This is a genomic window from Chryseobacterium sp. 22532 (assembly GCF_052044665.1).
Lineage (GTDB): Bacteria > Bacteroidota > Bacteroidia > Flavobacteriales > Weeksellaceae > Chryseobacterium > Chryseobacterium lathyri.
Map to the genome: position 1 here is coordinate 1 of NZ_JBQENJ010000001.1, position 14,138 is coordinate 14,138.

Annotated in this window: 12 protein-coding genes; 3 read left to right on the forward strand and 9 right to left on the reverse strand. The window is 38.5% G+C overall.

What is annotated here, in order from left to right:
• Positions 1–481: 481 nt before the first annotated feature.
• A complete protein-coding gene (locus ACTJIV_RS00005) occupies positions 482–2,560 on the reverse strand; it encodes a T9SS type A sorting domain-containing protein (protein ID WP_440624851.1) in 2,079 nt (692 codons plus the stop codon).
• A 149-nt stretch (positions 2,561–2,709) separates the two neighbouring features.
• Here ACTJIV_RS00005 and ACTJIV_RS00010 point away from each other — a divergent pair, with 149 nt between their 5' ends.
• Positions 2,710–3,579 carry a helix-turn-helix transcriptional regulator gene (locus ACTJIV_RS00010; protein ID WP_440624853.1) on the forward strand — a complete coding sequence of 290 codons (870 nt, stop codon included), beginning with the start codon at positions 2,710–2,712 and terminating at the stop codon, positions 3,577–3,579.
• A 95-nt stretch (positions 3,580–3,674) separates the two neighbouring features.
• On the opposite strand, the gene ACTJIV_RS00015 is transcribed toward ACTJIV_RS00010, so the two are convergent.
• Both ACTJIV_RS00015 and ACTJIV_RS00020 read right to left on the reverse strand, forming a co-directional pair.
• Positions 3,675–3,959 carry a hypothetical protein gene (locus ACTJIV_RS00015; RefSeq protein ID WP_440624855.1) on the reverse strand — a complete coding sequence of 95 codons (285 nt, stop codon included), beginning with the start codon at positions 3,957–3,959 and terminating at the stop codon, positions 3,675–3,677.
• Between the two features lie 91 nt (positions 3,960–4,050).
• Complete coding sequence (locus ACTJIV_RS00020) at positions 4,051–5,658, reverse strand: fumarate hydratase (RefSeq protein WP_111953633.1); 1,608 nt, start codon at positions 5,656–5,658, stop codon at positions 4,051–4,053.
• Positions 5,659–5,794: 136 nt separating this feature from the next.
• On the opposite strand from ACTJIV_RS00020, the gene fumC reads away from it, so the two are divergent.
• Together fumC and ACTJIV_RS00030 are read left to right on the forward strand one after the other, a co-directional pair.
• Positions 5,795–7,189 (forward strand): class II fumarate hydratase, encoded by a 1,395-nt coding sequence (gene fumC / locus ACTJIV_RS00025; protein ID WP_440624858.1) that lies wholly within the window; start codon positions 5,795–5,797, stop codon positions 7,187–7,189.
• A 144-nt stretch (positions 7,190–7,333) separates the two neighbouring features.
• Positions 7,334–7,540, forward strand: a complete 207-nt coding sequence (locus ACTJIV_RS00030) for a bacteriocin-like protein (RefSeq protein WP_223557770.1) — start codon at positions 7,334–7,336, stop codon at positions 7,538–7,540.
• A 43-nt stretch (positions 7,541–7,583) separates the two neighbouring features.
• Here the strand turns inward: ACTJIV_RS00030 and ACTJIV_RS00035 are convergent, their stop codons facing one another.
• From ACTJIV_RS00035 to ACTJIV_RS00060, 6 genes are all read right to left on the reverse strand, one after another.
• The gene (locus ACTJIV_RS00035; protein ID WP_440624860.1) at positions 7,584–8,309 is read right to left on the reverse strand and encodes an ABC transporter ATP-binding protein; all 726 of its coding nucleotides are present in this window, start codon (positions 8,307–8,309) and stop codon (positions 7,584–7,586) included.
• 2 nt (positions 8,310–8,311) lie between these two features.
• Positions 8,312–9,778, reverse strand: a complete 1,467-nt coding sequence (locus ACTJIV_RS00040) for a DUF5687 family protein (RefSeq protein WP_440624862.1) — start codon at positions 9,776–9,778, stop codon at positions 8,312–8,314.
• 48 nt (positions 9,779–9,826) lie between these two features.
• Positions 9,827–11,476, reverse strand: coding sequence for a DNA repair protein RecN (locus ACTJIV_RS00045; RefSeq protein ID WP_111953643.1), 1,650 nt, complete (start codon positions 11,474–11,476; stop codon positions 9,827–9,829).
• 71 nt (positions 11,477–11,547) lie between these two features.
• Entirely contained in the window at positions 11,548–12,450 is a 903-nt protein-coding gene (locus tag ACTJIV_RS00050) for a DUF4835 family protein (protein WP_111953645.1), read from the reverse strand.
• Positions 12,451–12,486: 36 nt separating this feature from the next.
• Positions 12,487–13,692, reverse strand: a complete 1,206-nt coding sequence (coaBC, locus tag ACTJIV_RS00055) for a bifunctional phosphopantothenoylcysteine decarboxylase/phosphopantothenate--cysteine ligase CoaBC (RefSeq protein ID WP_440624864.1) — start codon at positions 13,690–13,692, stop codon at positions 12,487–12,489.
• 122 nt (positions 13,693–13,814) lie between these two features.
• A complete protein-coding gene (locus tag ACTJIV_RS00060; protein ID WP_027372958.1) occupies positions 13,815–14,138 on the reverse strand; it encodes a DNA-directed RNA polymerase subunit omega in 324 nt (107 codons plus the stop codon).

The window sequence follows — 14,138 nt, forward strand, 5'->3', positions numbered from 1 at the left end:
CACCTGGCTTAGAAAATCCTGTGTAGAGGATTTGATGTCTTTCTGCCATAATACTTCCTGGGCAGAAAGTCCAAGAATCGTGCATAGAATACATGCACCAGAGTAAATTTTCTTCATCTGATTGTGTATTTAGTTTTATAATTAAAAATGTAAAATTAACTTTTTTTAACACATGTGCAAGTCTCCTTGCTGAGATTTAATATAGATCATATCACTTGCCAGTGTTTTCTTTTCTTGCTAATGCAAATCTATTAATGTAAAGCGACAGATCTTGACGTATTATTATATTACTTCCCCTTCATTTCTAATTGCAATAAATACATTATTAATTATCCTATCAAAAATGAAAGACCCATGGTTGCATGAGTCCTTAAAACTAAATAAAAAAGTTATCCCCCCTATAATACATAATTCCTATTAAACATAAAACAAAAGGCTTTGCTAAAAAAGGGCTTTGCTGATCAACCAAACGGAACAGGACCTAGTTTTTAATAATTTTCTTAGAAAAAACCTGGCCGTTCTTTAATTTTAATTCCACGATATAAATTCCATCCGGAAGTCCGTTCATATGGATTTGATTATTAACAAGCTGTACATTATTAAGTCTTTGCCCTGTCATATTGGTCACATTTACACTTTCAATCAGTGAATCTGCTTTGATATTAAGGATTCCATTGGTAGGGTTAGGATACATTCCCACTGTTTCAGTATTTCTTATGATATCAGATGTTCCAAGAGCAGAAGCCGTTTTTATACATCTTACCGCAGAACCCTGCCCCCTCATCGCCCCTGAAGAAGGATTGGCAATGGTAGAACCTATATATAAGTATTTTCCCCCTGAATTTGATGTATCCGAACTCCAGAAATACCCTCTCTGTCCTGCAAACGTAAGTGCCCCGCTGGAAGAACTTCTGTAACCGGATGCAGGAAGTTTCAGGTGACTGTTGTAAGCTGTGCCGGGATTGGCAATATTTTCTGCATTCACAATACCTGTCCATTCTGCCTGCGATGGTATTTTCCAGCCTGTTCCTACAGCCCGGCAAGGATCTGCCCCTACATGCTTGGATACATTTGCAGGATCTGAAGCAGTCCATTTATCGGTAGCCTCAAAGGTTCCCCACCATGAAGGTGAACCAATGATAAAAGCACTCAAACCAGCTAATCCGTCCGGTGAATTGGGAGATACCGGAGCCGCTGTTGCTGAATTTCTAAGCTGATGTCCGTCATCCCATCTTCCCCATTGGAAAAGGTCTCCATAGGAACTCTCGTCACCCATGGCAGAGGCAATCTGAGAGCTTCCCAGGTTTTGCTGCAGCCATATATTTCCGTCACCACCTCTTACAGTTGCATAGGTAACCTGCTGTCCACGGTAAGTAAAAGTAACACAGCCCGTATCTCCGGCATTGCTGCCCGGGTTTGTATTGGTACAGCCAGGCGGAACACCGTCTAACGGAATTCTTTTCACTTTAGTAACATCTTCCGTGTAAGCCAGCACCAAATAATTATTTGCTCTGTCTATGGCCAGGTCGTTATATTTTGCCTGTCCGTCAGAAATAAAATTCCCGCCTAAAGTCACCCAATTTTGGATAGCAGCATCAAATTTATACACTGTATTTCTTAACAGATCATCATTTTCAAAACGGCTGGCAACTACATACGGCTGTCCGGACTGGGTCACCGCTATAGCTACGTGCTGTACCTTCCCACCGGAAAAATTAACCTGTCCAAGCTGTACCCATGCATTTCCTTCAAATTTCTTAACGTTCAGTTTCTGCCCGTTAGCCGAACTGGAAACATAAGCTACATACAGATTATTATTTCCATCTATAGCAATATCTGAGGTATACTGTTCTGAAGAAGAAGCGGCATCTACAATACTTCCTCCAACCAGGCTCCATGCATCCGTAGCCACTGCTGAAGTATTATTCTGATACACCCTTACACCTCCGGATATACTGCAGGTGTATACTTTTTGATCAGATCCTATAACCATTTCTGCAAATGTAGCCCCATTGGAAAATCCTGTATTTCCTACCTGTTCCCAGGCTCCGTTTATATAACGCTGTACTGTTCCTGAATTCTGACCTCCAAATGTAAAAAGTATGTTAGATGGAGAAACTGCAGAAGCATGATAGTTAGCTGCTGATGTTGTAACGTTGGGAAGCGATGACCATGAAGTTCCGTTAAACTGCTGTGCTGCAATTCCTGAACCCGGATAACCAATCTGACTGGTATAAAAAACATTCCCGGAACCGTCTAATGACAGGGAGTTAAATGTTGCCGTTCCTTCAGTAATTCCTGGAGATCCTCCTACATATGACCATGAAGTTCCATTGAATTTCTGTACAGAGCCTTTAGCGACAGAAGTGTCATAATAAGAAAGATAATAATTCCCTGTCTGGTCTACGGCCAGGTTATTATAACTGCTTCCAGCTGCTGAAACTCCCGCTGCACTTCCTACATCTTCCCATTGTTGGGCATATAGATAACTTCCTGCGATGGTCAGCAATGCTAAACCGGCTCCTATTTTACGCATCGCAAAATGTAAATTTTGAAACATATTTAATATTATTTTTAATTATTCTAAATTTAATTTAATTTTGTGCAAAATTACCTTTCATTCTTAACCCTGAGTTATCATTTCCAAACTTTTTGTTATCCGATGTTAGGCTTTGTTTCAAAAAATTATACATCCCTAAATCATTGTGTATGAAGAATTCCTCCAGAAACGGATTGCTTTTCACTTCCGACCATATCAAAATGATCATGCAGGAAGAGCATCAGCCTAAGAAGTTTTCAAGATTACATATGATTGAGAGTAAGGCGAGCTTCAGTCTTCTCTTTCTGCTAAGCCCCAATATCAGATTAGAAGCGAATGACTGTGAAACAAAATTCATGTTCAGAAAAAACCAGTATATTCTCCACTATTCTTCTCAGGAAAGCACAGCCGAACTTTGGACAGAAAGCCAGGAAACTATAAAATATTTCCAGATACAGATCAATTACCAGCATATCTTTAACCTTATTGATCCCGAATCGAGCAGAGAAAATGCGGAAATTCTGGAAAATATGATCCGGAACAATTATATTTTTCTCCACAAGAAAACTCCTCCCTACATGACTGTGGAAATGCACATGATTTTAAATGAGCTGATCAGCTATTCAAAGAAAGGAATGATGCAGAGGTTATTTGTCGAGGCAAAGATTATTAAACTCCTCATCCTTATTTTTGAGCAATTCAATGAAAAAAACAATACCCGGGAAGAGCCTGGCATTTCTTTTACCGTCAAAAAGTTCATCGATGAGAATTATCACAAAAATATAAGAGCAGAAGACATCGGAAAGCTGACGGGTATCAGCCAGAATAAGATCAGGAAAGAATTTAAACATCAGTATGATATGACCGTGACGGATTATATTTCGGAACTGAGAATGCTTAAGGCAAAGAAAATGATCATCGACAAAGACATTATGATTAAGGAAATCGCTATTGAATGTGGTTATGAGTATGTCCAGAATTTTACCCGTGCATTTAAGAAAAAATTCGGAGTTTCCCCGGAAAAGCTGAGAAACGGGTAATAAAAAAACCGCCTAAAAAATTAAGCGGTTTATATATGTTGTTTTGCTTTGATATTACTTTTTCAGAATTCAGGTGAAAAAGCAATGACAATCAATTAATGATGATGTCCGTGATCGTGGATGAAGGGTCCGTTCCCTTTAGGGTTGCTAAAGATCACTTCTACACCTTCCTGCTCATTTACCTGTTTTCTTCTGATCTCTTCAGGGTCGAAAGGTTTTACTTTTCCGAAATATTCTTTCAGACCTTCAGTTAACCACATTGGGATTACCAATCCGAAGAACATGAAGATACACCAGAATCCTACTAAGAACATAATTATAAAGAATACAGTCCATAGGAACTGGTAAAACGGCCAAAATGCTGATAAAATAGTTATCATTCTCTAAGATTTTAGGCAAAAATAGGACTTTTTTGTTTTGTACACAAAAGATACAAGCCCTATTTTATAATTTATTTTGATTTTAAACTAATTAATGGGCAAGATCCGCGAAGAAATCATTGCCTTTATCGTCAGTAATGATGAATGCCGGGAAATCTTTTACTTCAATTTTTCTTACGGCTTCCATCCCTAATTCAGGGAAATCCACAATATCTACAGACACAATATTGTCTTTGGCAAGGATGGCGGCAGGTCCTCCGATGGATCCCAGATAAAAACCTCCATATTTACCACAGGCATTGGTAACATCTTTACTTCTGTTCCCTTTGGCCAGCATGATCATACTTCCGCCGTGACTCTGGAACTCATCAACGTATACATCCATTCTTCCTGCTGTTGTAGGCCCGAAGCTTCCTGAAGCCATTCCTTCCGGAGTTTTTGCCGGTCCTGCATAATAGATCGGATGATTTTTGAAATATTCCGGCATCGGTTTTCCGCTGTCGATGATCTCTTTGATCTTTGCGTGGGCAATATCTCTTGCTACAATTAACGTTCCGTTCAATTTTAATCTTGTTTTGATCGGGTATTTGGACAGTTCGGCAAGAATTTCCGGCATTGGTTTATTTAAGTTAATCTCAACAGCCTCTTCCAGGTGTGGAGGCGTATCCGGTAAAAATCTTTTCGGATCCTGTTCAAGCTGTTCAAGGAAGATACCCTCTTTTGTAATTTTTCCTTTGATATTTCTGTCTGCTGAACATGAAACACCCATTCCGACCGGACAAGAAGCAGCATGACGAGGAAGTCTGATTACTCTTACATCATGGGTAAGGTACTTTCCTCCGAACTGCGCTCCGATAGCACTTTCCTGACAGATTTTCTGAACTTTAGCTTCCCATTCAAGGTCTCTGAAGGCCTGTCCTGCTTCGTTTCCTTCTGTCGGAAGATGATCGTAATATTTTGCAGATGCTTTTTTCACGGCAGCCAGATTCGCTTCAGCAGAAGTTCCCCCAATAACCAGCGCCAGGTGATAAGGCGGGCATGCCGCTGTACCCAGATCTGAAATTCTTTCTTTAACGAATTCTTCAAGAGATTTTTCGTTCAGCAATGATTTGGTTTTTTGATAAAGGAATGTTTTGTTGGCAGAACCTCCTCCTTTCGTTAAAAATAAAAATTCGTAGTAATCTCCTTTTTTAGCATAGATATCAATCTGTGCAGGAAGATTTGACCCTGAATTTTTTTCGTCAAACATCGTCAAAGGGACTACCTGGGAATATCTCAGGTTTCTTTTCTGATAAGTATTGTAAATTCCTTTGCTTAAATATTCACCGTCATCAACCCCTGTATAAACATTTTCTCCTTTTTTCCCCATTACAATAGCCGTACCTGTATCCTGGCATGAAGGAAGAGCTCCTTCAACGGCAACCGCAGCATTCTGCAACAGGTTATAGGCAACGAATCTGTCGTTATCAGTAGCCTCCGGATCGTCGATGATTCTTCTCAGACTTTCAAGATGTGAAGAGCGAAGCATAAAAGAAACATCTGCCATTGCTTCTTCAGCCAGAAGTTCAAGACCCTTAGGATCAATGGTCAAAATCTCTCTTTCTCCTAATTTTTCAACCTTTACGTAATCTGATGTAAGCTTTTTATACACCGTATCGTCTTTCTGGATCGGATACGGATCCTGATATCTAAAATCCATTCAATTTTTGTTTGTGCAAAAATACGGCATCCTCAAAAAAGCATGAGTAAAATCAGTCATCTGTATTGATATTTATAATGATTATAAATTGCGTGATTCTGCGTTTATAATTAACTTTATAAAAATTTCAATCACAATGAATTACAGAATCGAAAAGGATACTATGGGAGAGGTTCAGGTGCCTGCAGATAAGTTTTGGGGAGCACAGACTGAACGTTCAAGAAATAATTTTAAGATCGGACCTGAAGGTTCTATGCCCAACGAAATCATTGAAGCTTTTGCTTATTTAAAGAAAGCAGCAGCTTACACTAATACTGATCTTGGCGTTCTTTCTGCAGAGAAAAGAGAGATGATTACTAAGGTATGCGACGAAATCCTGGAAGGAAAGCTGAATGATCAGTTTCCATTGGTGATCTGGCAGACAGGCTCGGGAACGCAATCCAATATGAACGTTAATGAAGTGGTTTCAAACAGGGCTCATGTTAACAATGGAGGAACTTTAGGCGACAAATCTGAAATTCATCCGAATGATGATGTGAATAAATCACAGTCTTCCAATGACACTTATCCTACAGCCATGCATATTGCCGCTTATAAGAAAGTGGTGGAAGTAACCATTCCTGCTGTTGAAAAATTAAAGAATACACTTGCTGCAAAAGCAGAAGCTTTTAAAGATATTGTAAAAATCGGCAGAACGCATCTTATGGATGCTACTCCACTTACTCTGGGACAGGAATTTTCAGGATACAGAGCTCAGCTTGAATTTGGATTAAGAGCTTTAAAAAATACACTTCCCCACCTTTCTGAACTTGCTTTGGGCGGCACCGCAGTAGGTACAGGGCTTAACACTCCAAACGGTTATGATGTAAAAGTAGCTGAATATATCGCGAAATTTACGAACCATCCTTTTGTTACGGCTGAAAATAAATTTGAAGCACTGGCCGCTCATGATGCGATTGTGGAATCTCACGGAGCATTAAAACAACTGGCTGTTTCTTTATTCAAGATTGCCCAGGATATCAGGTTATTAGCGTCAGGACCACGTTCAGGAATCGGGGAAATTCATATTCCGGAAAATGAGCCGGGATCTTCTATTATGCCGGGGAAAGTAAATCCTACGCAAAACGAGGCAATGACTATGGTTTGTGCCCAGGTTCTTGGAAACGATACTACGATTTCGTTTGCAGGAACGCAGGGGAATTATGAACTTAATGTTTTCAAACCTGTTATGGCCTATAATTTCCTTCAGTCTGCCCAATTGATTGCAGATGCATGTATCTCATTCAATGATCATTGTGCTGAAGGTATTGAACCCAACCATGAGAGAATTAAAGAACTGGTAGACAAATCATTGATGCTTGTTACTGCTTTAAATACCCACATCGGTTACGAAAATGCAGCAAAAATTGCAAAAACAGCCCATAAAAACGGCACTACTCTAAAAGAAGAAGCTGTAAACCTTGGCTTTTTAACGGCTGAGCAGTTTGACGAATGGGTGAAGCCGGAAGATATGGTGGGAAGCCTGAAATAAATTTTTAGAATTATAGATTAAATGTAGAAAAGCCTCAGGAATCCTGAGGCTTTTAATTTGTATAAAATACTGATATTCAAAATTTTAAATCTACTTCAATTATATAATTTCATATATTAGTGATATAATATAAAAACTAATCTTATGAAAAATTTAAAAAAATTCAGCAGAGAAAGCCTGAAACAGGTATTTGGAGGTGCGGTTATTCCGCGCTGTCCTACGAACTGGTATCTTGTTCAGTACAATGGTTATTATGCATGCTGCAGTAATCCCACGGACAATCCTTGCCAGGGGTTGTGCATGGTGCATGTAGATATGTGTGCAATTCCGATAGAGGAAGATCCTATTTAAGATAATTGATGGAATGGCCGGGAAAATTTTCTCGGCCCTTTTATTATAAACTAACTGCTGAAGGCACTGAAACCTGATCTGCAAAATACTGTTCAAGATCCTTTAACGTTTCCGGATTGGTCTTTATATCTTTTACAAGCTGTCCTTTATTCACAACAACGATTCTGTTACAGACTTCTGTGGTATGTGAAAGATCATGGCTCGAGATCAGAAAAGTTACACCATCCTGCTTTGAAAGTTCTTTGATCAGATTTTTCAGTTTGATCTGGGTGGAAGGATCCAGGTTCGCAAAAGGTTCATCAAGGATAATGATCTCCGGATTTCCGATGACAGCTCCTACTATTCCTACTTTTTTCTGATTTCCTTTTGACAGATCACGGACATATTTTCCTGAATTAAGAATCTCACCATTGAAAAAATCGTGAAATGGCTTTAAAAACTCATCAATGGAGGCTTTATTCTGCCCTCTCAATTCTCCGATGAAATAAAAATATTCTTCCGGTGTCAGATAGCCAATCAGGAAAGTATCATCCACGAAAGCAGAAACTTTGTTTTTCCAGACTTCAGATTCATTCACCTTGATATCTTCGATGCTTACGAAGCCTGTAGTAGGCTGAATCAGATCAAGCATAAGACTGAAAAGAGTGGTTTTTCCGGCGCCATTGTTTCCTACAAGCCCAAATGTTTCACCGTTAGGGATTTCAAGATGCTCAATATTAAGAACTGTGGCAGTTCCGTAAGTCTTGGATAAATTATTGATAGTAATCATAGTTAATCTTTGTTTTTAAATGCGTCCAGTGTACTGTATTTTTCGCGTTTATATTGTTTGACGATGATATCGAATATTTTTTCTCTGAGGAAGAATCCTGCAAGTCCAAAAACCGCGATGCTTACAACTCCGGCCGTAATTCCAAAGAAATATTTTGAAAGGGCAAAGACACCCATTGGAAGCAGCATTTTCGGAATTAATAAGAGCATGGATTTCAGATTAAAGCTGTTTTTCTGTCCTATCCTTTTTTCTTTTGAATTCAGATCAATTTGGGTTTTATTAAATGCCCCGGACCAAAGGGTAAGCTGGGAATTCACTCCGATATTATAAAGTCCTGCTGCCAAAAATGTGATATAAACTTCCCAACCGAAATAAGCATAAAATAATGCAACAATGATTGAAGCTGCCGTCACAATATTGATCAGCCACCATTTTGCTTTGAGATATTCTTTGTAAGGAACATTCAGTGTCATCATCAATGGATAGTAAGAACTGTCGAATGCAGGAACCCGCTGCCCGAAGAGAAACTGAAAGCCTCCTGTTACAAACAGTCCCATAAACATCATCATGGCAGGCGTCTTATAAATCACAGAGGTATACATCAGCAATCCGTAAAAAAGAAAGAAAAAACTTCCGATCAGAATTCCTTTGGTGACTTTATTCCGTCTCAGCATTTTAATATCATTATTGATAAAGGTTCCGATAACGCCATATTTGTTTAGAAAAGCAATATTTTCCGTTTTCCCGAACTGTTTTTTAGCTTCAAGCCCCTGATCCAAATAAAATTCTTTCCGGACGTAATTAAAGCATATTTTCCAAAGACTGAAAAACAGCATAACCGGAATTACAATCATATAAGGATTCTTGTAGAAACCGTAAACAAATCTCTCTGAGTAAGAAAGCACAGGGACTATATTATAATATCCAAGCCCGGCCACTGCAGCAAATAGAAGCCCTATGATAATTGCTACTATTTCCTTATCATTAAAGAGAATATTAATGAAATTATTAAGGTAAAACAAAAAAGAAATCCCGATTAACCAGGCCAAAATACCCGTCACACTGTATCCATTGAACAGTGCAATAAGGGAAAATGTAATAAAGAATAAAGAATTCAGCCAGCTTAATGCCGAAAGAAAGGTTTTCACAAGCATATAATTGACCAGTGTATTCTTGGGAATATTCTGGGTCAGAAACGGTTTAATATTCTGGGTAGACATTTCCTGCCAGATGTATTTCAGAATGAGGTCCAGTGCCCAGGCAACCACTACAAGTTTTGAAATCGCTTTTAAAGGATCTTGGTGCATTTCGTCCCGCACATAGAAGAATGCGGCAAAAGCACCTCCTGCCAGGCACGCCATAAAGTAGAGGATTCCTATAAAACGAAGGATCTTCATGGCAAGATTCACCCCTACAGAAGTACCACGGAAAAAGCTCTTGATTTCGAGCCTGAGGAACTTTAGAAACATATTTAGTTTTTTTACATTAGTCAGTATAATGTAAAATATGTTACAATTTTAGCCAATAAGTTCTTTAGCCTGTGCCAGTGCGGCCTCAGTAATTTTGCTCCCGGAAAGAAGCTGGGCAATCTCGTTCAGCTTTTCCTCGTCATCCAGAGGAATGATGGTGGATTGTGTTTTACCGGAAATATCACGTTTAACCACTTTGTAGTTATTATTTCCTTTGGCTGCAACTTGTGCAAGGTGAGAAATAACAATAAGCTGCATGTCTGTGGCCATTTCCCGCATCAGGTTTCCAATCTCTTCTGCTACTTTCCCGGAAACTCCCGTATCTATTTCATCCAGAATCAGGGTTGGAAGCTCGTCGCTTTCGGCAATGATTTTCTTCACTGCAAGCATGACCCTCGATCTTTCACCACCGGAAATAGCCGTCTGAATTGGTTTTAAAGGGAAGCCTGAGTTAGCTTGAAACAGCAACTGTATATTTTCTTTCCCGAATGCATTAAATTCAGGGGTATCCTGAAGCTCAATGTCAACTCGGGCTTTTTCAAGTCCTAATTTTTTAAGAAGACCTTCTGCTTTTTTGACAAAGACAGGAATAGATTTTTTTCTGTTTTTTGAAAGTTTTTCGGCCAGAGACTGAAGTGTTTTTTCTTTTTTGGAAATACTTTCTTCAATTTCCAAAATTTTATCTTCAAGTTCTGAAGCACCTTTCTGTTCTCCTGCAAGCTGGTCTCTGAGTTCTTTCAATTCATTGATATCAGAAACGCTATGCTTTAGAAACTGGGCATTGATTTTATTATTAAGATCAACAAGGATAGCAAGATTGGCTGGATTGATTTCTATTCTTTCCGATTCATTTTCAAGTTCGGAAATAATATCTTTTAGCTCCACAAAAGAAGTTTCCAGTCTTTCATCAAGTTCTGAAAAACTACTTGAAACTTCTGATATTTTTGATAGTTTATTTTTAGCTTCGTTGAAGAAAGAAAGGATCCCGACTTCTTCCTGGTGAAACCTTGAAAGAATCTGGACCAGGTTTTCAGAGATCATTTCGGCATTCTCCTGGATGGAAAGCTGGTTCTGAAGGTCTTCATAGTCTATATCGTCCAGTTTCAGTTCCTCCAGTTCGTTTAAGAGAAATTCTTTATAATCGCTTTCTTTCCTGTTTTCAGAAAGCTGGGCCTGAAATTTTTTAAGCTGTATTTTTAAACTCTGAAAATCTGAAAATTCATTCTGATATTCTTCAATCGCTTTTTTATTTTCAGAAAGGCCGTCAATAATTTTAAACTGGTATTCTGAGGTAAAAAGGTTTGAGGTTTCAAACTGCGAGTGGATATCAATCAGTTTTGAAGATAATTCTTTAAGTACATCAAGGGTTACCGGTACATCATTGATAAATGCTCTGGATTTTCCGGAAGGAAGAATTTCCCTTCGGATGATGGTCTGATGCTCATAATCGAGATCATTTTCAATAAAGAATTTTTTGAACTGGTTATTTAAATCAAATTCAGTTTCTACAATACTTTTCTCTTCTGATTTGGAAATAGATTTTACGTCTGCCCTTTCGCCCAGGATAAGCCTTAAGGCACCTAAAATAATAGATTTTCCTGCTCCGGTCTCACCGGTGATGACCTGTAAACCGTTATGCAATGATACTTCAAGAGTATCAATCAAGGCAAAATTTTTAATATAAATTCTCGAAAGCATGGATAATAGCTGATTACTTTAAGTAATGCAAATATAGAATTAAGTATTCAAAAACTTAAAACGAAGGATCTTTATTTCCACTTACTCCACTTATTCTCCGAATATTTAGGTGTGAAGATCATCATAAGCTGTTTAAGATCATTCATAACAAGTCCTCCATTATTTCCTGAATTGAAAATATTGAAGATCTCATCACTTTTATTATCAAGAAACAGATTGAAGTAATAGGATTGCTGGAAAGAGTTTTCATACCTTTTCAGCTGCATAAGGGCGTCAAAAATCACTTTTTTCGCAGCGGTCTGATCCTGATTGAACAGATTATCCAAACCTGCTCTGTGATAGGTATACATTGTGGAACGCAATTGATTCCAGTTCGGGTTGATAATTTCATTGATGAGGATGGTACGGCTTCTTGGCTCATTGATGACATTCCAGCCTTCATAGTTTCTGTTCTGAGAGTTCTGGGCAATCTGCTGGGCTTTTGCAAACCATGGTGTTCCGCCCATAGACTGGAAGCTGTCTGCGTCATAACCTAAAATGACGTACACATAAAAGCTGATCACATCAATAAGGTTTTTTCCTGAGAACTGTCTTTCATTGAATACAAGATTTTCGTTTTCAATATATTCAAAGGCAAATCTCTGGTCCTGAAGGTTAATCAGCGGAGACTCATAGCTGGTACTGAATACGGGGCGCACAGCCTGAATCACAATGCTTCCCTTGAAACGGTTTCCGTCTCTTTCAGCAATAACAACTGCAAAATTACATTTGATCTTTTCGAAATTCTGAAGTTTTTTCCCCGTCCAGCTGGTATTATTGATGAAGTCTCTAAGACTTTTCTCCAAGGCTTTATAGGCCTGCTGGTTACTTCCTCCCAGTTGCTGGGAGTTGATCTGTACGGTCGCAAGCAATTCCTGGGAAAAACTCAGATTATATATAAAAAGCAGCAAAAATAGGCTTATGATTTTTTTCATTATCTATTAAAAATTGAGAACGGAAATTTATTAAAATTATTTTAAAAGTTGAGCCTCAACAAAATCCAGAATATCTGCAGCGACTTCATCTTTTGATTTGAGATCAAATTCTTTTTTTCCTGTTTTGGTAAATATCTTAATTTTATTGGTGTCGTTTTTAAAGCCTGCACCTTCATCACGGAGGGAGTTCAGCACGATCATATCAAGATTTTTCTTTTCGAGTTTCCCTTTGGCATTTTCTTCTTCATTCTGGGTTTCCAAGGCAAAACCTACCAAAAACTGATGGGTTTTCTTTTCACCCATTGTTTTAAGAATATCAGGATTTTTAACCAGTTCAATGGTTAAATTATCATCATTTTTTTTTATTTTCTCTTTCGCAACCTCTTTTGGGGCATAGTCTGCTACGGCGGCACTGGCAATACCAATATCCACGCGGTCATAAAATTCAAACACTTTATTCAGCATTTCTTTGGCAGAGGTTACTTTATGAAGCTGGATATTTTTATCTTCTGTCTTCTGTGAGCTGGGTCCTGATATCAAAATAACTTTTGCGCCTCTTTTTGAGGCTTCTTCAGCAAGGGAAAAGCCCATTTTGCCTGAGGAATGGTTACCGATAAATCTTACGGGATCAAGAGCTTCGTAGGTTGGCCCGGCTGTGATCAGCACTGTTTTTCCTTCTAAGCTTTTGGCGTGATTTACGGAGTTAAAAAAGTTTTCAACAGTTTTAAAAATAGTCTCAGGTTCTGCCATTCTTCCCTGCCCTACCAATCCGCTGGCCAGTTCACCGGTTTCAGCGGGGATAATGATGTGACCGTAATCTTCTGCCAGTTCAATATTCTGTTTGGTGGAAGGATGCGCATACATATCAAGGTCCATTGCCGGAGCAATAAATACAGGGCATTTTGCTGACATATAGGTAGCAATCACGAGGTTGTCACACATACCGTGAACCATTTTAGCCAAGGTATTAGCCGTACATGGAGCTACGATCATTACATCTGCCCATAAGGCCATCTCCACATGGCTGTTCCAGGTACCGTTATTGCCATAAAAATCTGAATATACAGGTTTTCTGGAAAGGGTTGAAAGACTTAATTTCGTTACAAACTGCTCTGCATCGGACGTCATTATCATCTGAACTTCGGCTCCTTTTTTTACAAAATCCCTGATCAGGAAATGAATTTTATAGGCCGCAATTCCCCCAGAAACAGCGATAAGTATCTTTTTACCGGAAACACTCATTTAGTTTTAATTTTTGAAATACTAAATTACTTATTTTTTCGCACAAAGACAGGTATAAACAGACAAAGGTCATAAAAGAACTGAATTCCTTTATGACCTTCATATATAAAAAACACAAATAATTATTTTCTGTCTTCTGTCTTTCTGAAATAGATATCTTCATTCAGCCATTCTTCGATAGCAATAGAAGTAGGCTTAGGAAGTTTTTCATAATGTTTAGAGATTTCAATCTGCTCTCTGTTTTCGAAAACTTCTTCCAATGTAGAATTGTGCACCGCAAATTCGTCCAGTTTATTGTGAAGTTCTGTACGGATTTCTGCGTTGATCTGCTCTGCTCTCTTTCCCATGATAACAATAGCTTCATAGATTGAACCTACTTTATCTTCAATCTTGTCTTTATCGTAAGTAATAGTATTTACTTCTGCTTTTGTATCTTTTACGCTCAT